This window comes from Kitasatospora sp. NPDC001132 (assembly GCF_053598415.1).
In genome coordinates, this window is the sequence record NZ_JBSFKF010000037.1 from 37,137 (window position 1) to 61,376 (window position 24,240).

Annotated in this window: 20 protein-coding genes; 3 read left to right on the forward strand and 17 right to left on the reverse strand. The window is 71.1% G+C overall.

All coding sequences use genetic code 11. From position 1 onward, the window contains the following. Window positions 1-2: 2 nt before the first annotated feature. The 11 genes from ACWDBE_RS33410 to arc all read right to left on the reverse strand — a co-directional run bounded on the left by ACWDBE_RS33410 (window position 3) and on the right by arc (window position 12,557). A complete protein-coding gene (locus ACWDBE_RS33410; RefSeq protein WP_359901265.1) occupies window positions 3-929 on the reverse strand; it encodes a helix-turn-helix transcriptional regulator in 927 nt (308 codons plus the stop codon). Between the two features lie 26 nt (window positions 930-955). Next, on the reverse strand, window positions 956-1,930 hold the full coding sequence (locus tag ACWDBE_RS33415) for a helix-turn-helix transcriptional regulator (protein ID WP_449809773.1): 975 nt from the start codon (window positions 1,928-1,930) through the stop codon (window positions 956-958). 177 nt (window positions 1,931-2,107) lie between these two features. Then, window positions 2,108-2,518 (reverse strand): FKBP-type peptidyl-prolyl cis-trans isomerase, encoded by a 411-nt coding sequence (locus ACWDBE_RS33420; protein ID WP_449791840.1) that lies wholly within the window; start codon window positions 2,516-2,518, stop codon window positions 2,108-2,110. Between the two features lie 146 nt (window positions 2,519-2,664). Beyond that, on the reverse strand, window positions 2,665-3,978 hold the full coding sequence (locus ACWDBE_RS33425; protein ID WP_449791841.1) for an FKBP-type peptidyl-prolyl cis-trans isomerase: 1,314 nt from the start codon (window positions 3,976-3,978) through the stop codon (window positions 2,665-2,667). A 265-nt stretch (window positions 3,979-4,243) separates the two neighbouring features. Beyond that, window positions 4,244-5,086 (reverse strand): FKBP-type peptidyl-prolyl cis-trans isomerase, encoded by an 843-nt coding sequence (locus ACWDBE_RS33430; RefSeq protein WP_449809774.1) that lies wholly within the window; start codon window positions 5,084-5,086, stop codon window positions 4,244-4,246. A 301-nt stretch (window positions 5,087-5,387) separates the two neighbouring features. Beyond that, on the reverse strand, window positions 5,388-6,749 hold the full coding sequence (gene pafA / locus ACWDBE_RS33435) for a Pup--protein ligase (RefSeq protein WP_449809775.1): 1,362 nt from the start codon (window positions 6,747-6,749) through the stop codon (window positions 5,388-5,390). 117 nt (window positions 6,750-6,866) lie between these two features. Continuing rightward, a complete protein-coding gene (gene prcA, locus ACWDBE_RS33440; RefSeq protein ID WP_392874388.1) occupies window positions 6,867-7,622 on the reverse strand; it encodes a proteasome subunit alpha in 756 nt (251 codons plus the stop codon). A 31-nt stretch (window positions 7,623-7,653) separates the two neighbouring features. Next, window positions 7,654-8,496 carry a proteasome subunit beta gene (gene prcB / locus ACWDBE_RS33445; RefSeq protein ID WP_449809776.1) on the reverse strand — a complete coding sequence of 281 codons (843 nt, stop codon included), beginning with the start codon at window positions 8,494-8,496 and terminating at the stop codon, window positions 7,654-7,656. Between the two features lie 162 nt (window positions 8,497-8,658). Further along, window positions 8,659-8,877 (reverse strand): ubiquitin-like protein Pup, encoded by a 219-nt coding sequence (locus ACWDBE_RS33450; RefSeq protein ID WP_188299085.1) that lies wholly within the window; start codon window positions 8,875-8,877, stop codon window positions 8,659-8,661. A gap of 174 nt (window positions 8,878-9,051) precedes the next feature. Next, window positions 9,052-10,563: a depupylase/deamidase Dop gene (gene dop / locus ACWDBE_RS33455; RefSeq protein WP_449791845.1), complete on the reverse strand. Its 1,512-nt coding sequence runs from the start codon at window positions 10,561-10,563 to the stop codon at window positions 9,052-9,054. A 227-nt stretch (window positions 10,564-10,790) separates the two neighbouring features. Next, window positions 10,791-12,557 carry a proteasome ATPase gene (gene arc / locus ACWDBE_RS33460; RefSeq protein WP_402404822.1) on the reverse strand — a complete coding sequence of 589 codons (1,767 nt, stop codon included), beginning with the start codon at window positions 12,555-12,557 and terminating at the stop codon, window positions 10,791-10,793. 286 nt (window positions 12,558-12,843) lie between these two features. Between arc and ACWDBE_RS33465 the strand changes: the two genes are divergently transcribed. Then, window positions 12,844-13,149 carry a ferredoxin gene (locus ACWDBE_RS33465; RefSeq protein WP_392874377.1) on the forward strand — a complete coding sequence of 102 codons (306 nt, stop codon included), beginning with the start codon at window positions 12,844-12,846 and terminating at the stop codon, window positions 13,147-13,149. Window positions 13,150-13,169: 20 nt separating this feature from the next. On the opposite strand, the gene ACWDBE_RS33470 is transcribed toward ACWDBE_RS33465, so the two are convergent. The 3 genes from ACWDBE_RS33470 to ACWDBE_RS33480 form a co-directional block, all read right to left on the reverse strand. Further along, entirely contained in the window at window positions 13,170-13,784 is a 615-nt protein-coding gene (locus ACWDBE_RS33470; RefSeq protein ID WP_449791846.1) for a hypothetical protein, read from the reverse strand. Window positions 13,785-13,914: 130 nt separating this feature from the next. Beyond that, window positions 13,915-14,874 carry a tRNA (adenine-N1)-methyltransferase gene (locus ACWDBE_RS33475; RefSeq protein ID WP_449791847.1) on the reverse strand — a complete coding sequence of 320 codons (960 nt, stop codon included), beginning with the start codon at window positions 14,872-14,874 and terminating at the stop codon, window positions 13,915-13,917. Between the two features lie 61 nt (window positions 14,875-14,935). Then, window positions 14,936-16,048, reverse strand: a complete 1,113-nt coding sequence (locus ACWDBE_RS33480; protein ID WP_449809784.1) for a site-2 protease family protein — start codon at window positions 16,046-16,048, stop codon at window positions 14,936-14,938. A gap of 264 nt (window positions 16,049-16,312) precedes the next feature. Here ACWDBE_RS33480 and ACWDBE_RS33485 point away from each other — a divergent pair, with 264 nt between their 5' ends. After that, window positions 16,313-17,212, forward strand: a complete 900-nt coding sequence (locus ACWDBE_RS33485; protein WP_402404810.1) for a RecB family exonuclease — start codon at window positions 16,313-16,315, stop codon at window positions 17,210-17,212. Then, window positions 17,213-17,884, forward strand: coding sequence for a response regulator (locus tag ACWDBE_RS33490; RefSeq protein ID WP_049650980.1), 672 nt, complete (start codon window positions 17,213-17,215; stop codon window positions 17,882-17,884). 105 nt (window positions 17,885-17,989) lie between these two features. Here the strand turns inward: ACWDBE_RS33490 and ACWDBE_RS33495 are convergent, their stop codons facing one another. From ACWDBE_RS33495 to metH, 3 genes are all read right to left on the reverse strand, one after another. Continuing rightward, a complete protein-coding gene (locus tag ACWDBE_RS33495; protein ID WP_449791848.1) occupies window positions 17,990-19,594 on the reverse strand; it encodes an ABC transporter substrate-binding protein in 1,605 nt (534 codons plus the stop codon). Window positions 19,595-19,815: 221 nt separating this feature from the next. After that, window positions 19,816-20,520 (reverse strand): HAD family hydrolase, encoded by a 705-nt coding sequence (locus ACWDBE_RS33500; protein ID WP_449791849.1) that lies wholly within the window; start codon window positions 20,518-20,520, stop codon window positions 19,816-19,818. Window positions 20,521-20,659: 139 nt separating this feature from the next. After that, a complete protein-coding gene (metH, locus tag ACWDBE_RS33505; RefSeq protein WP_449791850.1) occupies window positions 20,660-24,172 on the reverse strand; it encodes a methionine synthase in 3,513 nt (1,170 codons plus the stop codon). Window positions 24,173-24,240 lie beyond the last annotated feature (68 nt).

Sequence of the window (24,240 nt, forward strand, 5' to 3'; positions counted from 1 at the left end):
GCTCAGGCCCGCCCCTCCCCGTAGGCGGCCAGCGCCTCCCGCGCGGCCGAGCGCGCCTGCTCGGCCAGTTCGGGCGGCGAGACGATCCGGCCGTCCCGGCCCAGCCGCAGCGCCAGCGGGCGCAGCTGGGAGGGGTCGGCGCTGCGCAGGGTGATCCGCAGCCCGCCGTCGGGCAGTTCCTCGGCCCGGTCGTGGGTGTAGTACTCGGCCACCCAGCGCCCGCCGGAGGAGACCTCGACGACCACCTCCGGGTCGTCCGCCGCCGGGTTGACCAGCCCGCCGCTGAGGTCGCGCGGCTCGCGCCGGGGCGGGTCGGCCGGGACGTCCAGGACGCGGATCTCGGCGACCCGGTCGAGCCGGAACATCCGGTGGTCCTCGGAGGTGCGGCACCAGGCCTCGAGGTAGGTGTGGCCCTCGGTGAGCAGCCGGATCGGGTCGACCTCCCGCTCGGTCATCCCGCCGCGCCCGTGCGAGTAGTAGCGCAGCCAGAGCCGGCGGCCCTCGCTGAGCGCGCGGTCGATGTCGGCGAAGACGTGGCTCTCCGCCTCGAAGGTGACGCCGACCCTGGCGCTGCCCTCGGCGCTCTCCCCCGCCGCGTTCTCGATCTTGGCGACGGCCCGGGTGAGCGCCTCGCGGTCCCCGGCCCGCAGGCCCGGCAGCCCGGCCACCGCGCGGGCGGCCACCAGCAGCGCGGTCGCCTCGTCGGCGGCCAGCCGCAGCGGCTGGGCCACGTCGTCGACGTTGTGCCACCAGATCCGCTCGCCGTCGGTGTCGATGTCGAGCAGGTCGCCGCCGCGGAAGCTGGTGCCGCACATCGGCAGCACGTTGAGGTCCGCGATCAGCTCGCGCTCGCTGATCCCGAACGCCCGGGCCACCTCGGCGACCTCGGCCCCGGGCCGCTCGCGCAGGTAGGTGACCAGCGACAGCATCCGTCGCGTCTGGTCGATGGCGTTGCTCACGCGCTCTCTCCTTCAAGCCCCGCGACCGCCCGCAGCCGGTCGACGACATCCGCCCGCAGCTCCTCCGGCCCGAGCACCAGCACGTCAGGCCCGAACTCGGCCAGGTCCGCGCCCAGCCCGTTGCCGTACGGGATCTCCAGCTCGTCCCAGGCCTCGTCCACCCGGGTGCTGCTCAGCGCCTTGGTGCGCAGCGGGAAGCCGGCGCCCCGGCGGACCCGGACGGTCGCGGTGGCGGTGGCACCCTCCCCCGCGAACTTCGCTACGGTGGCCCGGACGTCCACGTGCTCGGGCACGGTGCCGAGGAAGGCCCCGGCCCGCGCCTTCACCCGGCCGGTGATCCGGCTGAGCCGGAACACCCGGGCGTCGCCCCGGTCGCGGTCGTACCCGGCCAGGTACCAGTGGCCGCGCCAGCACTCCAGCGCCCACGGCTCGACGCTGCGCTGCTCGACGGCGGCGGCGCCGGCCTTGCGGTACTCGAAGGTGACCGGACGGCGGTCCCGGGCTGCGGTGAGCAGCGGCTCGAACGCGGCCTCCCGGGCGGGGATGCGCGGCTCCAGGGCGGTACGGCCCTCGGCCTCGGTGAACGGCACCCCGGCCGCGCGCAGCTTCTGCAGGGCGCCGCTGGCCGCGCCGGACATCTTGGCCTGCTGCCAGACCCGGGCGGCCAGGGTCAGCGCGGCCGCCTCCTCGGCGTCCAGGGCGATCTCGGGCAGCCGGTTGCGGTCGGCCCTGGCCAGGTAGCCGAGCTCGCCGTCCAGGGCGCTCTCGTCGACGTCGATCACCAGGCCGAGCTCGCGCAGGTCGTCCTTGTCCCGCTCGAACATCCGGTTGAAGGCGTCCTCGCTGCTGGTCTGCCAGGCCTCGCGGTACGCCTCGATGGATTCCCGCAGCTCCTTCTTGGAGAGCGGACGTCTGGTGTTCATCAGGCACAGGGCGAGATTCATCAGCCGCTCTGCCTTGGCGATCGCCATCGCTGACCCTTCCGGTGTGCCGCGCCGCGCGCGGGGTGCGCCAACCGGGCGGTCTCCACCCGGCGGGACCGACCGTACCGGTAGCGGTACGCGCTGCAAAAGCCGCCTCCGCGAACGCCCCCGGACACGCCCGTGGGCCGGGCCCCCGGAGGGGTCCGGCCCACGGTCACGGCAGGCTCAGACGCCCAGCAGGTCGACCACGAAGATCAGGGTCGAGTGCGGCGGGATGGCCGGGGTCGGCGACTGGGCACCGTACGCCAGGTGCGACGGGATGGTCAGCTCGCGGCGGCCGCCGACCTTCATGCCGGCGACGCCCTGGTCCCAGCCCTTGATGACGCGGCCCTTGCCCAGCGGGAACTGGAAAGGAGCGGTGCCCCGGTTCCAGCTCGCGTCGAACTCCTCGCCGGTCTCGAAGGTCACGCCGACGTAGCGCACGCTGACGACCTGGCCCGGCTTGGCCTCCTCGCCGTCACCGACGACGATGTCGCGGATCTGCAGCTCCGTCGGGGCGTCGCCGATCGGGAAGTCGATCTCGGGCTTCTCGTTGAGGTTGACGCTCACAGTCCCTCTTCTCACATTCGCTTGCATTCACGACCAAGCGGCGGGCACCCGTACCGGGTCCGCCCCGACAGAAGTCTCGGCGAACCACCGTACGCGCACCCGCCGCCCGTCCGGGTCCGGCCACACGGCCGGACCCGAAGGTCACACGTGCACCATTGTCACCCGAAAGTGGATCAGCCCTGACCGGCGTCGAGGATGTCCACCACGAAGACCAGCGTCGCGCCGGGCGGAATGTCGCCCTGGCCCTTGTCGCCGTAGCCCAGCGAGGCGGGGATCACCAGCTCGACCCGGCTGCCGACGGTCTGCCCCTCCAGGCCCTGGTCCCAGCCCTGGATGACCTGGCCGCCGCCGACCGGGAAGGTGAACGCCTGGCCCTTGCTGAGCGAGGAGTCGAACACCTTGCCGTCCTTGAACAGCGCGCCGGTGTACTGGACGACGACCTTCTCGCCCTTCTCCACCGCCGGCCCGGTGCCCTTGATCAGGACGTGCGACTTCAGCTCGGTCGGGTCCTTCGCCCCGGCCACCGGGGTGATCTCGGCCGGCTTCTTGCCGTTGTCCTTGACCTGCGGGAAGTCCGCCGGCGGCGGCGTGACTGTCCCGCTCACCACGGAGTCGGGCGCGTTGGCATTGCGGACGTCGATCACGAAGATCAGGTCGTCCTTGGGGCCGATCGACATGTCGGCCTTGCCCTGGGCGCCGAACGCGGCGGCCGGCGGGGCCACCACCAGCAGCCGGCTGCCGGCCTTCTTGCCGATCACGGCCTGGTCCAGGGCCGGGATCAGCGAGTCGGTGCCGGCCTGGAAGATCTGCGGCTTCCCGTTGGCGTCGTACGAGCTCGGGATGTCCTTGCCGGTGTTCCAGTCCTTGGCGGTGTAGTCCACCGAGGTCCAGGAGTTCTTCTCGACCTTGGCGCCGGTGCCCTCGGTGAGCACCTTGACCACGAAGGAGCCGTCGGAGGCCTCGCCCGGCACCTGGATCTCGGCCTTCTTGCCGAAGTCGCCGGCGACCGTCGGCAGCACCTTGGCGCTGTCCTTGATCGGCGGTACCGGCTCGGCGGTCGGCGTGGGCTGCGCGGTCTTGGCCGCGTCCGGCTTGGCCGCGGCGCTGTCCTTGGAGCCGTCCTTGTTCACCATGTAGAGCGTGACGCCGCTGCCGACCAGCAGCAGGGCGATCACCGTGCCGAGGATCACGCCCAGCTTGCCGACGCCGGGCGGGTTCTCGTCGTACCCGGCCTCCGAGGTGTCGGACTTGCGCACGCTGGAGGCGAAGATCTGCGGGGCGTCGTCCGTCTTGGTCCCGCCGCCCGGGGCGCGCGGCGCCTCACCGGGCTGCGCCCAGCCGGCCTGCTGCGCCAGGATCGCCGGGGGGACGACGATCGACTCGCGGTCCCCGCCGACCGGGCCGCCGGGACGGGAGGCGGCCGGGTCCGCAGAGCCGTCGTTCGCCGCGGTGCCGGCCCCGCCCGGGCTCGGCGTCTTCTCAGTCATGACTCCCCATCCATCTCGCCACGAGGTCTTCCAGGTCTGCGCCCGGCGTGGGCACGCCGGCCTGCGGTCGCACCGCCCGCCCCAGGCCTCGGCGCCGGGCGGCGCCTGCCACAGTGCGTGGGCAGTATGACAGCTCAGGATGAGGGCGGACGCTTCGTTGTACGAGCGTCCGCCCAAGCGTACGGAATCCCCGGGGTGAGTTCGAGGGGCTGCGCCGGTGGAGTCCCCCCAGGCACAGCCCCCCGGCAGCTGGACCGCCAGACCGCTAGACCGCTTCGAGGATGTCGATCACGAAGACCAGGGTCGAGTTCGCGGGCACCGAGCCCTGTGCCTTGTCCTGGTAGCCGAGCGCCGGCGGCACCACCAGCAGGACCCGGCTGCCGACGTTCTGCCCGACCAGGCCCTTGTCCCAGCCCTCGATCACGCTGCCGGTGCCGATCTGCACCGCCTGGGCTCCGCCGTGCGTCCAGGAGGAGTCGAACTGCTGGCCGTTGGCCCACAGCACCCCGGTGTACTGCACCACCAGGGTCTGCCCGCTCTTGACCTGCTTGCCCTCCCCCTTGATCAGCACGGCCTGCTGGAGCTCGTTCGGCGGGGCCTGCCCGGCCGGGACCGTGATCGTCGCCGGGGCCTTGCCGTTGTCCTTGACCTGCGGCATCGTCGCGGGCGGCTCGGTCATCGTCCCGCTCAGCGTGGAGTCCGGCGGCAGGCTCTCCATGATGTCCAGCACGAACACCACCGTGTCACCCTTTTTGACGCCCAGCTGGCCGGAGCCCTGCTCGCCGAAGGCCGCCGCCGGCGGGGCCACCACCAGCAGCCGGGAGCCCACCTTCTTGCCGATCACGCTCTGGTCCAGCGCCGGCACCAGCTGCCCGCTGCCGGCCTGGTAGAGCTGCGGCTTGCCGTTGGCGTCGTACGAGCTGGGCAGGTCCTTGCCGGTGGTCCAGTCCTTGGCGGTGTAGTTGACCGTCACCCAGTCGCCCTTGTTGACGGTGGCCCGCTCGCCCTCGGTGACCGTGTTCACCACGAACTGGCCGCTGGGCTGCTGGCCCTCGGGGATGGTGATGGTGGCCTTGCTGCCGTACCCGCCACCCGAAAGGGTGGGCATCGGTGACGCCTCGCTGACCGGCGCCGGCACCGTCGGGGCGGCGCTCACCGTGGTCGGCGTCGCGGGGCCAGCCGCCGGGGGGGAACTGCTGCAGGCGACCGCGAGCAGCAGCGGCAGGGTGGGAAGCAAACCGGCGGTGCGGCGCACGGTGGTCCTAACTGTCGGTCGAAGTCGGCTCTCCTGACTCGACGGACAGCGTATGCCCGGCACGCGTCCGGCCCCGGTAGACACCACCGGGGCCGGACGCCTCCTTGATCACACCGCTGCGGTCACTCCTGGTGACCACGCGGCCTCAGCGGGTTCACATCCCCGCGATCAGCTTCTCCACCCGCTCGTCCACCGAACGGAACGGGTCCTTGCACAGCACCGTGCGCTGGGCCTGGTCGTTGAGCTTCAGGTGCACCCAGTCCACCGTGAAGTCCCGGCGCTGCTCCTGCGCCCGGCGGATGAAGTCCCCGCGCAGCCGGGCCCGGGTGGTCTGCGGCGGGATCGACTTGGCCTCGAAGGTCCTGAGGTCGGTGGTCACCCGCTGCGCCTGGCCCTTGCCCTGGAGCAGGTAGAACAGGCCGCGGCGGCGGTGGATGTCGTGGTACGCGAGGTCGATCTGCGCCACCCGCGGGTTGGACATGCTCATCTGGTTCTTCTCGCGGTAGCGCTCGATGAGCTTGTACTTGATGATCCAGTCGATCTCCTGGGCCACCCCGTCCAGCCGCTCGGTGCGGACGGCCTCCAGGGTGCGGCCCCACAGGTCGAGCACCCGGGCGACCGTCCCGGTGTTGATGCCCTTGCGCTCGGCGAACTCCAGGGCCTTGGTGTAGTACTCCTCCTGGATGTCCAGCGCGCTGGCCTCCCGGCCGTTGGCGAGGCGCACCTGGTGGGTGCCGGTGAGGTCGTGGCTGACCTCGCGGATCGCCCGGATCGGGTTCTCCAGGGTGAGGTCGCGCATCACCACGCCGGCCTCGATCAGCCGCAGCACCAGGTCGGTGGAGCCGACCTTGAGCAGCGTGGTGGTCTCGGACATGTTGGAGTCGCCGACGATCACGTGCAGCCGGCGGTAGCGCTCGGCGTCCGCGTGCGGCTCGTCCCGGGTGTTGATGATCGGGCGCGAGCGGGTGGTGGCGGAGCTGACGCCCTCCCAGATGTGCTCGGCCCGCTGGCTGACGCAGTACACCGCGCCGCGCGGGGTCTGGAGCACCTTGCCCGCGCCGCAGATCAGCTGCCGGGTGACCAGGAAGGGGATCAGCACGTCGGCCAACCGGGAGAACTCGCCGTGCCGGGCCACCAGGTAGTTCTCGTGGCAGCCGTAGGAGTTGCCGGCCGAGTCGGTGTTGTTCTTGAAGAGGTAGACGTCCCCCGCGATGCCCTCCTCGTGCAGCCGCCGCTCGGCGTCCACCAGGAGCCCCTCGAGGATGCGCTCGCCGGCCTTGTCGTGCGTCACCAGCTCGACGACGTCGTCGCACTCGGGGGTGGCGTACTCGGGGTGGGAGCCGACGTCGAGGTACAGGCGGGCGCCGTTGCGCAGGAAGACGTTGCTGCTGCGCCCCCAGGAGACGACCCGGCGGAACAGGTACCGCGCCACCTCGTCCGGCGACAGCCGCCGCTGCCCGCGGAACGTGCAGGTCACGCCGTACTCGTTCTCCAGCCCGAAAATCCGGCGGTCCATGAGCACTCCATTCTCTGTCGGAGCTGTCCGAAACCGCCTCCACGACGACTGGGCCGCCGCAGGGGCACCGGAGTCCCGTACGGCGGCAGGCCGCCGTACGGGACTCCGCAGGAACTGCTACACCGGCGTGCCGTCCGCCGGGTTGTCCTCGTCGTCCGCCTCGGCGGACTGGTCCCCGTCGAGCAGCCGGCCCAGCTGGTTGCCCAGGATCCGCTTGAACTTGCGCTGCTGGAACCGCTGGCGGTCGAGGACCGCGACCTCCAGCTGCTCCGGCGTGAGGCTGCGCGGGCTGCCGCCGTTGGGGTCCCGGGCGAGCGAGTCCACGGCGAGCTTCACCGCCTCGGTGAGGCTCATGCCGGCCCGGTGGCGCTGGCCCAGGTAGTTGCCGATCGAGTCGGCGTTGCCGCCGACCACCACGTAGTTCTTCTCGTCCACGACCGAGCCGTCCGGCGTGAGCCGGTAGATCTGGTCGTTGTCGGAGGTGCGGCCGACCTCGGCCACGATCAGCTCGACCTCGTACGGCTTCTCGCCGACCGAGGAGAAGATGGTGCCCAGGGTCTGGGCGTACACGTTGGCCAGGCCGCGGGCGGTGACGTCGGCCCGGTCGTAGGAGTAGCCGCGCAGGTCGGCGTAGCGGACGCCGCCGATGCGCAGGTTCTCGAACTCGTTGTAGCGGCCGACCGCCGCGAAGGCGATCTTGTCGTAGATCTCGGAGACCTTGTGGAGCGCCCTGGAGGTGTTCTCCGCGACGAAGACGATGCCGTCGGCGTAGGTGAGCACGACCACGCTGCGGCCGCGGGCGATGCCCTTGCGGGCGTACTCCGCGCGGTCCGCCATGGCCTGCTGGGGTGAGACGTAGAACGGTGTCGACACCGGCGGTCGTCCCTTTCCTGTGAGGGGGTGGCTAGATCAGCGGGGCCTGCGGGCCGTTGGGCCGGGCCAGGCGCTCGTCGGTGATGGCGACGGCGACCTCCGTGACCTCCGCCTCGGTGAGCCGGCGGAAGCCGTCCTCGGTGATCAGCGAGACGATCGGGAAGATCTTGCGGGCGAGGTCGGGACCGCCGGTGGCGGAGTCGTCGTCCGCGGCGTCGTACAGCGCCTGGACGACCATGGTGACGGCCTGGTCGGCCGTCAGGTCCTCGCGGTAGAGCTTCTTCATCGAGCCGCGGGCGAAGACCGATCCCGAGCCGGTGGCCGTGAAGCCGCGCTCCTCGGAGCGCCCGCCGGTGACGTCGTAGTTGAAGATCCGGCCGCGGCCGAGGTCCAGGTCGTAGCCGGCGAACAGCGGCACCACCGCGAGGCCCTGCATCGCCATGCCCAGGTTGCCCCGGATCATGGTGGTGAGCCGGTTGGCCTTGCCCTCCAGGGAGAGCGTGGTGCCCTCGATCTTCTCGTAGTGCTCCAGCTCCAGCTGGAACAGCCGGACCATCTCGATCGCGAGGCCCGCGGTGCCGGCGATGCCGACCGCGCTGAACTCGTCGGCCGGGAAGACCTTCTCCATGTCGCGCTGGGCGATCACGTTGCCCATGGTCGCCCGCCGGTCACCCGCGATCACCACGCCGCCGTCGAACACCGCGGCCACGATCGTGGTCCCGTGCGGGGCCTCGACCATGACGCCCTCGGGGAGCCCGCGGCGGCCGGGGAGCAGTTCCGGCTGGTGGTCGGCGAGGAAGTCGATGAAGGACGACGACCCCGGGGTCAGGAAGGCAGCCGGCAGACGCCCGGTGCCGCGAGTGTTGGCTTCCACACGATTCCTTCCAGGTAGCTTGAAGCGCGCGCTGCCCGCACCCTACCCGTCCGACGATCACCGTGAACGCGTGGAGGGGCCGGTGCCGGACGGCCGGGCGGTGTTCTCCGCCCGGCCGCCGGGGACGATCGCGACCGTGAATTCCGGAATGCCCGGGCCGGACTATTGCCCGCCCTTCTGGACGAATCCTCGGACGAAATCCTCCGCATTGGATTCGAGGACCTCGTCGATTTCGTCCAGCACCGCGTCGACGTCGTCGCTCAGCTTTTCCTGGCGCTCCTTGAGGTCGTCGGAATTCTGGCTTTCCGCGGCCTGCTCCTCGACCTCCTCGGAGGAACGGTTCGCCCGCTGCTGGCCGCCGCCGGTGTCCTTGCTCGCCATTTCCCTCACCCCGCTCGATTCGTCTGGCACGGTTCGGTCGTTGCTTGCTGCACCGACCCTATACACAAGGTGCGACTACCGCTCCCGGTTTGCCGGTGGCGCTTCCTGTCCAACACCCGCTGCCACCCCGGATGATTCCCATTCGGCGGACGTTCACCCATGGTGATCGAAAAGTTACCCGCCGGACAGCACCCGGAGCAGGTCCTCGGCCGTGCGGCAGCGGTCCAGCAGCTCCTTGACGTGGTTGCGGGTGCCGCGCAACGGCTCCAGGGTGGGGACCCGCTGCAGGGAGTCCCGGCCGGGCAGGTCGAAGATCACCGAGTCCCAGGAGGCGGCCGCGACGTGCTCCGCGTACTGCTCCAGGCAGCGCCCGCGGAAGTACGCCCTGGTGTCCTCCGGCGGCTTGGAGACGGCCCGCTCGACCTCGTCCTCGGTGAGCAGCCGCTCGAACCTGCCGCGCGCCACCAGACGGTTGTAGAGGCCCTTCTCGGGCCGTACGTCGCTGTACTGGAGGTCGACCAGGTGCAGCCGCGGGTTGTCCCACTGCAGGGCGTCCCGGCTGCGGTAGCCCTCCAGGATCTCCCGCTTGGCGATCCAGTCCAGCTCGCGGGAGAGCGACATCGGGTCGCGCTCCAGTCGGCCCAGGACGTCCTCCCAGCGCGCCAGCACGTCCACCGTCTGCTCGTCCGCGTCGGTGCCGAAGCGGTCCTCGACGTACTTGCGGGCCAGCTCGAAGTACTCCAGCTGGAGCTGGACGGCGGTGAGCTTGCGCCCGTTGCGCAGGGTGATCAGGTGCTTGAGCGTCGGGTCGTGGGAGACCCGGTGCAGGGTGCGCACCGGCTGGTCGACGGCGAGGTCGGCGGCGATGAACGAGTCCTCGATCATCGACAGGACCAGTGAGGTGGTGCCCAGCTTGAGGTAGGTGGAGATCTCGGAGAGGTTGGCGTCCCCGATGATCACGTGCAGCCGGCGGTACTTCTCGGCGTCGGCGTGCGGCTCGTCCCTGGTGTTGATGATCGGGCGCTTGAGCGTCGTCTCCAGGCCCACCTCGACCTCGAAGTAGTCCGCCCGCTGGCTGATCTGGAAGCCGTGCGCCGAGCCGTCCTGGCCGATGCCGACCCGGCCGGCGCCGGTGACCACCTGGCGGGAGACGAAGAACGGGGTGAGGTGGCGGACGATGTCGGCGAACGGTGTCGCCCGCTTCATCAGGTAGTTCTCGTGGGTGCCGTAGGAGGCGCCCTTGTTGTCGGTGTTGTTCTTGTACAGGTGGATCTTCTGCCCGTTGGGCAGCTCCAGCGCGCGCTGCGCGGCCGCCGCCATGATCCGCTCGCCGGCCTTGTCCCAGAGCACGGCGTCACGCGGGTTGGTCACCTCGGGCGAGCTGTACTCGGGGTGCGCGTGGTCCACGTAGAACCGGGCCCCGTTGGTGAGGATGACGTTGGCGAGGCCGATGTCCTCGTCGGTCAGCTGGCTGGCGTCCGCGACCTCGCGGGCCAGGTCGAACCCCCGTGCGTCGCGCAGCGGATTCTCCTCCTCGAAGTCCCAGCGGGCCCGCCGTGCCCGGTGCATCGCCGCCGCGTACGCGTTGACGATCTGGGACGAGGTGAGCATGGCGTTGGCGTTGGGGTGCCCGGGCACGGAGATCCCGTACTCGGTCTCGATGCCCATCACGCGCCGTACGGTCATGCGGCCCTCCTTGCCCGGTGCACCGCCCCCGACGGGCGGAGCACGCTGACGTACCGCCGAACAACACCGACGCCGGCCTCTGCCCGCGGACGGTGGGTCGAGCCTAGAACCCGGCGCCGAGCGGCGGGCCCGGAGACGCGCCGTCCGGCTGCGGGGCCGCGAGGCGCCACAGCCGGACGGGGTGCGTACAGCTCCGGGGACCGCTGCCGGCCCGGACAACCGCGTGCTTACAGGTACTGCCCCGTGTTGGCGACAGTGTCGATCGAGCGGCCGGACTCGGCGCCCTGCTTGCCGGTGACCAGCGTGCGGATGAAGACGATCCGCTCGCCCTTCTTGCCGGAGATGCGGGCCCAGTCGTCCGGGTTGGTGGTGTTCGGGAGGTCCTCGTTCTCCTTGAACTCGTCCACGCAGGCGGCGAGCAGGTGGGAGACGCGCAGACCCCGCTGGCCGTGGTCGAGGAAGTCCTTGATGGCCATCTTCTTCGCCCGGTCGACGATGTTCTGGATCATCGCGCCGGAGTTGAAGTCCTTGAAGTACAGGACCTCCTTGTCACCGTTGGCGTAGGTGACCTCCAGGAAGCGGTTCTCCTCCGTCTCGGAGTACATCCGCTCCACGACCGACTGGATCATCGCGGCCACCGTGGTCTCGACGGAGCCGTCGTGCTCCTTGAGGTCGTCCGGGTGGAACGGCAGCGAGTCCTTGAGGTACTTGGAGAAGATGTCCTTCGCGGCCTCGGCGTCCGGGCGCTCGATCTTGATCTTGACGTCCAGGCGGCCGGGCCGCAGGATCGCCGGGTCGATCATGTCCTCGCGGTTCGAGGCGCCGATGACGATGACGTTCTCCAGGCCCTCCACGCCGTCGATCTCGGCGAGCAGCTGCGGGACGATGGTGTTCTCCACGTCCGAGCTGACCCCGGAGCCGCGGGTGCGGAACAGGGACTCCATCTCGTCGAAGAAGACGATGACGGGCGTGCCCTCGCCCGCCTTCTCCCGGGCGCGCTGGAAGACCAGCCGGATCTGCCGCTCGGTCTCGCCCACGTACTTGTTGAGCAGCTCGGGGCCCTTGATGTTGAGGAAGTAGCTCTTCCCCTGGGGGCGGCCGGTGACCTCGGCGACCTTCTTCGCCAGCGAGTTGGCGACCGCCTTGGCGATCAGCGTCTTGCCGCAGCCGGGCGGGCCGTAGAGCAGCACGCCCTTGGGCGGGCGCAGCTCGTACTCCTTGAAGAGGTCGGCGTGCAGGTAGGGCAGCTCGACCGCGTCGCGGATCTGCTCGATCTGGTTGCTCAGACCGCCGATCTGGCGGTAGTCGATGTCCGGGACCTCCTCGAGGACCAGCTCCTCGACCTCGGACTTCGGCACGACCTCGAACACGTAGCCGGAGCGGGGCTCCAGCAGCAGGGCGTCCCCGGCCCGGATGGTCATCCCGCGCAGCGGCTCGGCGAGGCGCACCACGCGCTCCTCGTCGGTGTGACCGAGGACCAGGGCGCGCTCGCCGTCCTCCAGGAGCTCCTTGAGGGTGACGATCTCGCCGATGTTCTCGAAGGCCATCGCGTCCACGATGTTGAGGGCCTCGTTGAGCATCACTTCCTGGCCGCGCCGCACCTCGTCGAGGGCGACGTTGGGGCTGACGTTCACGCGGAGCTTGCGCCCCCCGGTGAAGATGTCCGCGGTGCCGTCCTCGTTCGCGTCGAGGAAGGTGCCGAAGCCGGCCGGGGGCTGTGCGAGCCGGTCCACTTCCTCCTTGAGGGCCACGATCTGGTCGCGGGCCTCGCGCAGGGTGGAGGCGAGCCGTTCGTTCTGGGCGGTCACGCCCGCCAGGTTGGTCTGGAGCTCGACGATCCGCTCTTCGAGGATCCTCGAATTGCGCGGCGAGTCGGCGAGCTTGCGGCGCAACACGGCGATTTCCTGCTCAAGGTACGAGACCTGAGCGGCCTCGTCGGAACCACGAGCGGGCCTGCCGGTGCTGCGGTTGTAGTCGTCATCGTGGGCTGCCACGGTCCTCACCTCCTCCGGGGAGCTGGACGCTTCCAGACCCTACCTGGGACCAGGGGTCCGTAAACCCCTAGATCAAGAAAGATGGAACGGGCGTGTCCGATCTTCGCCCCAGCGTGCTTCCCCTCTGCTAAGGGGGATACCCACCGCGCACCGCCCAAAGCGGGCCAGATGTATCGTCGGGCGAAGTGATATCCGATCGCGACCACAACTGGAGGTCCGATCGTTGTACGAATGGCGGGATTGCTCCAGGAATAGGGGCGACCCGGGACAGAAACGGCAGGGGACCATGTCGGTGACCGAGCAGACGGCGGCAGCGGCCGAGGAGCTGGAGGTGTGGATCGACCAGGATCTGTGCACCGGCGACGGCATCTGTGCGCAGTACGCACCCGAGGTCTTCGAGCTCGACATCGACGGGCTGGCCTACGTGAAGGGGCCTGACGACGAGCTGCGCCAGCAGCCCGGGGAGACCGCCCCGGTGCCGCTGACGATCCTTCAGGACGTGGTGGACTCGGCGAAGGAGTGCCCCGGCGACTGCATCCACGTGCGCCGGGTCGCCGACCGGGTCGAGGTGTACGGGCCGGACGCGGAGTAGTCGGGTCCGTAGTCGGTCCGTCACACGGCGGAGACCGGGGCGGCGGCCTGGGAGCGTTCCCAGCCGCCGCCCCGGTGCGTCCAGGTGAGGTCGACCGAGACGTCCGGCCGGAACCGCGGCACGTCCTCGCTCGAATACCCCTGCGCGTGGCCGGTGATGACGCCGTCCGACCGCACCGCGATCCGGCTCACGGTGAGGTTCTCGCGTTCGGCGAGCAGGGTGGCCACCACCTCGGGGCGCTCGCCCGGGCCGAAGCCGAGCAGGAAGACGGCGTCCGGCGGGGTGCCGGTCTCGGTGGCGCAGTGCGCGGTGACCACCGTGCCGGGGCGCCCGTCACCGAGCCGCGCGGGCACGACCAGCGTCGTCTTGACCGGGAACGGACCGCAGTCCAGCGGGAGTTGGGCCCGGGCCGGGTCGGGGGCGGCGGTCGCGGCGATGGCCTTGGGGGTCTCGTGGGCGGGTACCGGGGTGCCGGTCGCCGGGGAGGCGGCCAGCGCGGCCCCCACCACCGCGCCGCAGCCGGCCAGGGCGACGGCCCAGTGCCAGGGGGCGGTGCGCGCGTGTCCGGGCCCGGAACGGCCCCGCGGTGTCCGCTGTCCAGTCGTCGCCGTCGTCGTCCCGACCGCGGTCTTCACCAGGCGTCCCCTCCAGGGCTCCACAAGCCGCTCTGCGTGAGCGAGCATCGTCCCACACCGTGCTCGGCGGCATGCGAAAGGGGTGGTACGAGCGCCGTGCTCGTACCACCCCTTCTCGGTGGGTCCGGGTTCAGCCCAGGTCGGGCTGGTCCGCGTCCGTGGCGCGGGCGGCCTTGCGGGCCGCGGCGCGCTCCTGGAGGGTGGGCTCGGGCGCCCCGTTGTCGTAGTCCTCGCCGTACGCGCCCTTGGCCGGACGGCGGCGGCGCAGCGGCGGCTCCACGCCGTCCGCCAGGCGGCGGGCGGTGAGCAGGAAGCCGGTGTGGCCGATCATCCGGTGGTCCGGGCGGACGGCCAGGCCCTCCAGGTGCCAGGTGCGGACCATGGTCTCCCAGGCCTGCGGCTCGGTGAAGGTGCCGTGGTCGCGCAGCGCCTCGACGGTCTTGGACATCTGCGTGGTGGTGGCCACGTAGCAGCAGATGAGGCCGCCGGGGACGAGCGCCTTGGAGGCGACGTCCAGGCACTCCCAGGGGGCCAGCATGTCGAGGATGACGCGGTCGACGTCGGTCTCGACCAGGTTGTCCTGGAGGTCGCCGACGGTGAGCTTCCACGCCGGGTGCGGGCCGCCGAAGTAGCGCTCGACGTTCCCCTGGGCGATGTCGGCGAAGTCCTGCCGACGCTCGTAGGAGGCCAGCATGCCCTGCTCGCCGACGGCGCGCAGCAGGTACGTGCTGAGCGCGCCCGAGCCGACTCCGGCCTCGACCACGCGGGCACCCGCGAAGATGTCGGCCATGGCCAGGATCTGCCCCGCGTCCTTGGGGTAGATCACGGCGGCGCCGCGCGGCATGGACAGGACGTAGTCGGGGAGCAGGGGGCGCAGCGCGAGGTACGGAACGTTCCCCGTGGTGCGCACGACCGTGCCCTCGGGAGCGCCGATCAGCTCGTCGTGCGGGAACGCACCCTTGTGGGTGTGGAACTGGTTCCCGGCCTGGAGCGTGAACGTGTAGTGGCGACCCTTGGGGTCGGTCAGCTGGACCTGGTCCCCGACCTGGAAGGGCCCGCGTCGGCGGGCGGCACCGGTCGGTTCGGACATGCCGACAATCCTAAGGGAAGCGGACCGGCCCGCGGGACGCGGGTGATCGTCGGCTGTCCGGTCAGCGGCCGGTGAGGGCGGCGGTCAGCCGCTGCTCGATGTCGCTGAGCGCGGCGACGCCGTACACCCGGCCGTCCGGCTCGACCACCAGGTACTCCCCCGCCGGGGTGGCCTGGACGGCCCGCAGCAGGTCCTCACCGCCGAGGTCGGCGTCCAGTCGCATGCCGGGTTCGAGGTCGCGGGCGAGCGGTCCGACGGCCACCCAGGGGCGGCGGTGCTCGGGCACCGAGCGGACGGCGGACTCGCGCACCAGGGCGATCGGCTCGCCCCGGCCGTCGACCACGATCACCGCGCCGGCCTGGGCCTCGCGGGCGCGCCGCAGCGCCTCGCCGAGCGGGGTGTCGGCGGTGACCTCGACGGCCCGCCGGGCCAGCTCGCGCAGCCGCAGGCCGGGCAGCACCTCCTTGAGCCGGGCGTTGCGCAGACTGCCGGTGGCGCCGTTCCAGATGATCGCGGCGAGCACCGCGGCCAGCACCGCGTCCACCAGGGTGTCGGTGGTGGTGCGCTCGACCCCGCGGGAGGCGCTGAGCAGCGGCAGGCCGATCAGCACGGCGACGGCCAGCCCGCGGCCGACCCAGGCGGCGGCCACCGTGCCGGTCATCGGCTTGCCGGTGACCGCCCAGACGAGCGCGCGCAGCATCCGGCCGCCGTCCAGCGGCAGGCCGGGCAGCAGGTTGAAGACGGCGACCACCAGGTTGGAGACCATCAGGCCGGTGAGCAGCACCCCGGGCACGGTGGACGGCTCCACCGCCCGCACGGCGAGGTAGAACACGCCGCCGAGCAGCAGCGAGAGCAGCGGGCCGACGAAGGCCAGCCAGAACTCCCGCCAGGGGCGCTCCGCCTCGTTCTCGATCTCGGACACCCCGCCGAAGAACTGGAGCTGGATCCGCCGCACCCCCAGCTTGTAGCGCAGCGCGACCAGGGTGTGGGCGAGCTCGTGCACCAGCACGGAGGCGTAGAAGGCCACCGCGAAGAAGAACGCGACCAGGTAGCGGGCACCGCCGAGGTCGGGCAGCACGTCGCCCAGCTGTCCGCCGAACACCCAGGTGATCAGCGCGGCGATGACGAACCAGGAGGGTGTGACGTAGACGGGCACGCCGAAGGGCCGGCCCATCAGGATGCCGCCGCGGCGCTCGGGCGGCGGCCCGGCCGGGCGCCCTTCGCCCGCCTGCGGTGGCTGGTCGGAGGACTGCTGCCCCCTGCTGTCGCTCACCGTGATCCCTTCGGTCGTCTCCCCCGTCGTGCCCGGTGCGCCCACGCTACGTGATCGTGGCCCTCCGGCGCCGCACGGCCCTGCTTCCAGCTTCCTACCCACTCACGGCGGCCGTGGCAGCACCGTGGCAGCGGGATGACGGCGAAGGGCAATAGGGTCGTAGCCATGCAGCACACCGAGACCAGCAGTGCCACCGCGCGACCGGCGGCACCCCCGACCGGGCTCTCCCCGTCCCGAGCGGGGGACTTCCTCACCTGTCCCCTGCTGTACCGGCTGCGGGTGATCGACCGGCTGCCCGAGCCGCCGAGCTCGGCGGCGACCCGGGGCACGCTGGTGCACGCGGTGCTGGAGCGGCTCTTCGACAGCCCGGCGGCCGAGCGGACGCCGGAGCGGGCGCTGGGCCTGCTGCGCCCGCAGTGGGAGCGGCTGCTGGGCGAGCGCCCGGAGCTGGGCACGCTGTTCCCGGACGACCCGGACGGCGCGGCGCTGACCCGCTGGCTGGCGGACGCCGAGAAGCTGGTCGGCCAGTGGTTCCGGCTGGAGGACCCGACCCGGCTGCACCCGGTGGAGCGGGAGCTCTACGTGGAGACGGCCCTGGATTCGGGCCTGTTGCTGCGCGGCTACATCGACCGGGTGGACGTCGCCCCGACCGGCGAGGTCCGGCTGGTGGACTACAAGACCGGCCGGGCGCCCTCGCGGGACTTCGAGGGCAAGGCGATGTTCCAGATGAAGTTCTACGCCCTGGTGGTGTGGCGCTGGAAGGGCGTGATCCCCAAGCGCCTCCAGCTGGTCTACCTCGGTGGCGGCGGTGACGTGGTCAGCTACGACCCGGACCAGGCGGACCTGCTGGCGGTGGAGCGCAAGCTCCTGGCGCTGTGGGAGCGGATCGGCCACGCGGTGGCCACCGGGGACTTCCCTGCCACCCGCAACCGCCTCTGCGACTGGTGCGACCACCAGGCCAGCTGCCCGGAGTTCGGCGGCACCCCGCCGCCGTACCCGCTGCCGGTAGCCCGTACGTCGGACGAGAGCGATCCCACGGGGGATCCGATGAGCAAGGAGTCCTAGGTGACGATCCGAGTGCTGCTGGTCGACGACCAGCCGCTGCTGCGCACCGGTTTCCGGATGATCCTGGAGGCCGAGTCCGACCTGGTGGTGGTCGGCGAGGCCGGCGACGGCCAGCAGGCGCTGGACCAGGTGCGGGCGCTGCAGCCCGACGTGGTGCTGATGGACATCCGGATGCCCAGGATGGACGGCGTCGAGGCGACCCGCCGGATCGCCGGCCCGGGGCGGGACGGCCCGGCCAAGGTGCTGGTGCTGACCACCTTCGACCTGGACGAGTACGTGGTGGAGGCGCTGCGCGCGGGCGCCAGCGGCTTCCTGCTGAAGGACGTCCCGGCCGAGGAGCTGGTGCAGGCGATCCGGGTGGTCGCGGACGGCGCGGCGATGCTGGCGCCGAGCATCACCCGCCGACTGCTGGACATGTACGCCACCAAGCTGCCCTCGGGCGACGAGGCGCCGCCGCAGGCGCTGGGCGCGCTGACGGAGCGCGAGCTGGAGGTGCTGAAGCTGGTGGCGCGCGGGCTGTCGAACGCGGAGATCGCGGCCGAGCTGTTCGTCAGCGAGACGACCGTGAAGACGCACGTGGGCCACGTGCTGACCAAGCTGCAGCTGCGCGACCGGGTGCAGGCGGCCGTGTACGCCTACGAGAGCGGACTGGTGCGCCCCGGCGCCCTCTAGCGGTTCCGGCGGCCCCTGGGCCTCCCGGGGGCCGCGGAAACGTCACGGCGGCCCGTCCGCTCCCCGTACCGACGGGGATGCGGGCGGGCCGCCGTCCTGCGGGCGCTACTTGTTGTTCCGGCTGATCTCCCAGAAGCGGAAGTAGCCGGTGGTGTCGACGGTGGACTCGACGCCGGTGACGTACGAGCGGGCCGCGAAGAAGGACTTGTTCTGGTACAGCGGGATCAGCGGCACGTTCTCGGCCTCGATCGCCTGGATCTGCGCGTAGGTGGCGGCCGCGGCGCTGCGGTCGGTCTGCTTGAGGCCCTCCGGCACCAGCCGCCCGCTGATCCGCGGGTCGTCCCAACCGTGGTGGTACGCACCGCCGTTGATCAGCAGCGGGGCGAGGTAGTTGTCCGGGTCCGGGTAGTCGGCGAACCAACCGATGATGTACGCCTGGTACTTGCCCTCGGTCCAGCCCTTGCGGTACGAGTCCCAGTCCGGCTCCTGGACGAGCGTCACCTGGAAGAGGCCGCCGGTCTCCAGCTGCTTCTTCAGCGTCTCGGCCTCGTTGCTGCCGGCCCGCGAACGGGACCAGGTGAGGGTGAACTTGACCGGGGTCTGGATCTTGGCGTCGGCCAGGATCTTCTTGGCCTTGTTCACGTCCTGGTCGCCGTAGCGGTCGAAGAAGGCCGTGGTGTGGCCGGGCAGGCCGGCCGGGACCATGGAGTAGAGCGCCTGGACGGTGCGGGCGAAGACGTCGCGGGCCAGCGCCTTGCGGTCCATCATCTGGGCGACGGCCTGGCGGACGGCGACGTTGCTCATCAGCGGGTCCTTGGTGTTGAGGACCAGCGAACGGGTGTCGTTGCTGTCGCCCTCGGTCACCTGGAGGTCGGTCTTGCCGCCCTGCTGGTCGGAGCGGACCTGGGCGGCGGTGTTCGGCTCCAGGCTGTTGTCGGTGAGGTCGATCTCGCCCTTGTCCAGCGCCGCCTTGAGGTCCTCCGACTTGTCGAAGAACCGCACGGTGAACTTGTTGTTCCGCAGCTTGGCCTCGCCGCCGTACTTGTCGTTGGCCGACAGCACGACCTTGCCCAGCTGCTTGCCGCCGCTCAGGTTCTCGACCGCGTCGAAGCGGTACGGGCCGGAGCCGATCAGCTTGTCGTTCGGGACGACCTTGTCCGCGGGGTAGACCTGGTGGTCCACGATGGCGCCGACCGGGCTCGCCAGCTTCGCCGGCAGGGTGGCGTCGGGCGTGGAGAGGTGGAAGATCACCTCGTTGTCGCCCTTGGCCTCGACGGACTTGATCGAGTCCAGCAGCTCGACCGGACCGGTCTGGTCGTTGATCTTCTTGGTGCGCTCGATCGAGAAGACCACGTCCTGGGCGGTCAGCGGGTGACCGTTGGAGAACTTCTGGCCGGGCTTCAGGGTGCAGTGGTACTCGGTGGCCTCGGCGCTGGTGAACTCGCAGGACTGCGCGGCGTCCGGGGACGGCGAGCTGGCCGCGGCCTGGAAGGTGAGCAGCGACTGGAAGGTGTTGCGCAGCAGCAGCCAGGAGCCGGCGTCGTAGGCGGCCGCCGGGTCCAGGACACCGGTCAGCTGACTGGTGCCCATGGTGATCGACTTGCCGCCGTCCCCCTTGACCACGTCGGTCACCGATCCGCAGCCCGCCACCGACACGGCGACCAGGCCGGCGCAACCGAGTACTGCCAGGCGTTCAGCTGAAGTCTTCACGAGGCGCGTCCTTTTGGGTGGCACGAACTGGAGTAGCGTGCCACATCGAACACGTACGACCGATACCCGCGCTGATGACGTTTGGGACACGGCGGTTCAGGGCATCACGGCGCGCTCGACGAGTTGTCAGCCATTGCCCGTTTTCTCCCCCGGCGACTTCGGTCCGGAGCCCCGCCGGGCCGCTTATCGGCCGGTGAGGCCGAGTCGCAATGAGACGACAATCACACCCGGGAGGCGACCAGGGAGCGCAGCAGATCGAGGTCGACCTGCTCCAGCGACGGCAGCACCAGCCGCCCCGGAGCCGGCTCGATCGCCGCCACCGAGGGCACCGCGATCACCGGGCAGCCGGCCGCCTCGCCCGCCCGCACCCCGGTCGGGGTGTCCTCGATCACCACGCAGCGGACCGGCTCCGCGCCGAGTCGCCGGGCGGCCTCCAGGTACGGGTCGGGGAAGGGCTTGGTGCGCGGCACCTCGTCCCCGCCGATGGTGAAGGCGAAGTGGTGGGCGCCCAGCGAGCGCAGCACGATGTCGATCACGTGCCGGTGCGAGGCGGACACCATGGCGGCTGGGATCCCGTGCGCGGCAAGGGTGTTGAGCAGCCGCTCGGCGCCCGGCATGAGCGGCACGCCGCCGGCCAGCAGGTCGACGAAGCGCTGGTTGACCAGCACGCCCAGGTCCGCCGGCGCGATGTCCGCGCCGGTCCTGGCGACCAGGTACTCCATCACCCTGGCCATCGGGCCGCCGACCACGTGGGCGCGGTCGGCCTCGTCCAGCTCGTGGCCCAGCTCGGCGAAGAGCGAGGCCTCGGCCTGCCACCAGAAGTCCTCGGTGTCCACCAGCGTCCCGTCCATGTCCAGCAGCACCGCCTGGAGCCCGCGGTCGTCCCCGTGTTCGAGGATGCGCGTGGCGGTGGAGCTGGTCGTCATGGCGGGGTCCTTCCGGCAGGCCCGGAGCGTCTCCGGGGAAGGCGCGGGCCGGCCCGCAGGTGAGCGGACCGGCCCGTTCAGGATCATCAAGGATACGCCCGCTTCGTCCGGAAAGAGCGAACGCAACGGAAACCGGGAGTTACCGGGCGTTGAAGTACTTCGCCTCCGGGTGGTGGATCACGATCGCGTCGGTGGACTGCTCCGGGTGGAGCTGGAACTCCTCGGAGAGCACCACGCCGATCCGCTCCGGCTTCAGCAGCTCGGCGATCTTGGCCCGGTCCTCCAGCTCGGGGCAGGCCCCGTAGCCGAGCGAGAAGCGGGCGCCGCGGTACTTGAGCGCAAACATGTCCTTGACGTCCTGCGGGTCCTCGCCGGAGAAGCCCAGCTCGTAGCGGACCCGCGCGTGCCAGAACTCGGCCAGCGCCTCGGCCAGCTGCACCGAGAGCCCGTGCAGCTCCAGGTAGTCCCGGTAGGAGTTGCCGGCGAACAGCTCGTTGGCCGCCTCCGAGATCCGGTTGCCCATGGTCACCACCTGGAGGCCCACGACGTCCCGCACCCCGGACTCCTCCGGGCGGAAGAAGTCGGCCAGGCAGAGCCGGCGGCCGCGCCGCTGGCGCGGGAAGGTGAAGCGGGTGCGCTCGGTGCCGTCCTCGTGGAAGACGATCAGGTCGTCGCCCTTGGAGTTGGCCGGGTAGTAGCCGTAGACCACGGCGGCCTCCAGCCAGCCCTCGGTCTGCAGGCGGTCCAGCCAGGCCCGCAGCCGCGGCCGGCCCTCGGTCTCCACCAGCTCCTCGTAGGACGGCCCTTCGCCGGAGCGCGCGGCCTTCAGGCCCCACTGCCCCTTGAACAGCGCGTCCTCGTCCAGCCAGGAGGCGTAGTCGGCGAACGGGATGCCCTTGACGATCCGGTCGCCCCAGAACGGCGGCACCGGCACGGTGTTGTCGACGGCGACGTCGGAGCGGATCTGGCCGAGGTTCACCTCGGGCTCCGGCTCCTCCACCTCGACCCGGGCGTGCCGGCGCTGCTTGAGCTCCGGCAGGGCCGCGCCGGGCACGCCGCGCTTGACCGCGATCAGCGCGTCCATCAGCCGCAGGCCCTCGAAGGCGTCCCGGGCGTAGCGGACCTCGCCCTCGTAGATCTCGTGCAGGTCCTGCTCGACGTAGGCGCGGGTGAGCGCGGCGCCGCCGAGGATCACCGGGAAGCTGGCGGCCAGCTTGCGCTGGTTCAGCTCCTCCAGGTTCTCCTTCATGATCACGGTGGACTTCACCAGCAGGCCGGACATCCCGATGACGTCCGCGTTGTGCTCCTGCGCGGCGTCCAGGATCGCCGAGACCGGCTGCTTGATGCCCAGGTTGACCACGTTGTAGCCGTTGTTGGACAGGATGATGTCGACCAGGTTCTTGCCGATGTCGTGGACGTCGCCCTTGACGGTGGCGAGCACGATGGTGCCCTTGCCCTCGCTGTCGGACTTCTCCATGTGCGGCTCCAGGTGGGCCACCGCGGTCTTCATCACCTCGGCGGACTGGAGCACGAACGGCAGCTGCATCTGGCCGGAGCCGAAGAGCTCGCCGACCACCTTCATGCCGGCCAGCAGGGTGTCGTTGATGATCTCCAGCGCCGGGCGGACGGTCAGCGCCTCGTCCAGGTCGGCCTCCAGGCCGTTGCGCTCACCGTCGATGATCCGGCGCTGCAGCCGCTCCTCCAGCGGGAGCGCGGCCAGCTCCTCGGCCTTGGAGGCCTTCACCGAGGCGGCGGAGACGCCCTCGAACAGCTCCAGCAGGCGCTGCAGCGGGTCGTAGCCGTCCCGGCGGCGGTCGTAGACCAGGTCGAGCGCGGCCTCGCGCTGGTCCTCGGGGATGCGGGAGATCGGCAGGATCTTGGAGGCGTGCACGATCGCCGAGTCCAGTCCGGCCTCCACGCACTCGTGCAGGAAGACGGAGTTGAGCACCACCCGGGCGGCCGGGTTGAGGCCGAAGGAGATGTTGGACAGGCCCAGGGTGGTCTGCACCTTCGGGTGGCGGCGCTTGAGCTCGCGGATCGCCTCGATGGTCTCGATGCCGTCCCGGCGGGACTCCTCCTGGCCGGTGGCCAGGGTGAAGGTGAGGCAGTCGACCAGGATCGAGCCCTCGTCGATGCCGTAGTCGGCGGTGAGTTCGGCGATCAGCCGCTCGGCGATCGCGACCTTGGTGTCGGCGGTACGGGCCTGGCCCTGCTCGTCGATGGTCAGCGCGATCAGGCCGGCGCCGTGCTCGCGGGCCAGCGAGGCGATCTTCCCGAAGCGCGAGTCGGGGGCGTTGCCGTCCTCGTAGTTGACCGAGTTGAGCACCGCGCGGCCGCCGAGCGCCTCCAGACCGGCCTGCAGCACCGGCGGCTCGGTGGAGTCCAGCACGATCGGGAGGGTGGAGGCGGTGGCCAGCCGGCCGGCGATCTCCTTCATGTCGGCGACGCCGTCGCGGCCGACGTAGTCCACGCAGAGGTCCAGCAGGTGGGAGCCGTCCCGGATCTGGTCGCGGGCGATCTCCACGCAGGCCTGCCAGTCGCCGGCCAGCATCGACTCGCGGAACTTCTTCGAGCCGTTGGCGTTGGTGCGCTCGCCGATCGCCAGGTACGAGGTGTCCTGACGGAACGGCACCGCCTGGTACAGCGAGGCCGCCGAGGGCTCGGGCCTCGGGTCGCGCGGGGCGATCGGGCGGCCCTGGACCCGCTCGACCACCTGGCGCAGGTGCTCGGGGGTGGTGCCGCAGCAGCCGCCGACCAGCGAGAGGCCGTACTCGCGGGTGAACACGTCGTGGGCGTCGGCCAGTTCGGCCGGGGACAGCGGGTAGTGGGCGCCGTCCTTGCCGAGCACCGGCAGGCCCGCGTTCGGCATGCAGGACAGGCCGATCCGGGCGTTCTTGGCCAGGTAGCGCAGGTGCTCGCTCATCTCGGCCGGGCCGGTCGCGCAGTTGAGGCCGATGTAGTCCACGCCCAGCGGCTCCAGCGCGGTGAGCGCGGCACCGATCTCCGAGCCGAGCAGCATGGTGCCGGTGGTCTCCACCGTCACCTGCACCAGCACCGGCAGGTCAAGCCCGGCCTCGGCCAGCGCCCGCTTGGAGCCCAGGATGGCGGCCTTGGTCTGCAGCAGGTCCTGGCTGGTCTCGACCAGCAGCGCGTCGGCGCCGCCGGCGATCAGGCCGGCCGCGTTCTGCTGGAAGCCGTCGCGCAGCGTCTCGTACGGGGCGTGGCCGAGGGTCGGCAGCTTGGTGCCGGGGCCGATCGAGCCGAGCACCCAGCGGGTGCGGCCGTCGGCGGCGGCGTGGGCGTCGGCCACCTCGCGGGCGATCCGGGCGCCGGACTCGGACAGCTCGAAGATCCGCTCCGCGATCTCGTACTCGCCGAGGGCGCTGAAGTTGGCGCCGAAGGTGTTGGTCTCCACGCAGTCCACGCCGACCCCGAAGTAGGCCTCGTGGACGGACCGGACGATGTCCGGGCGGGTGATGTTGAGGACCTCGTTGCAGCCTTCGAGGTTCTGGAAGTCCTCCAGCGTCGGATCCTGCGCCTGGAGCATGGTGCCCATGGCACCGTCGGCGACCACCACTCGGGTGGCGAGGGCCTCACGCAGTGCGTTCGCGCGGCTCTGCTGAGTGATGGACGGGGTGGCTGCTGTGGCCATGGGGCTTCTCCCTGGTGCGACGGCTGTCGGCTTTGCGAGCCCGCTTGGTCGGGCACGCACCTGGCCAG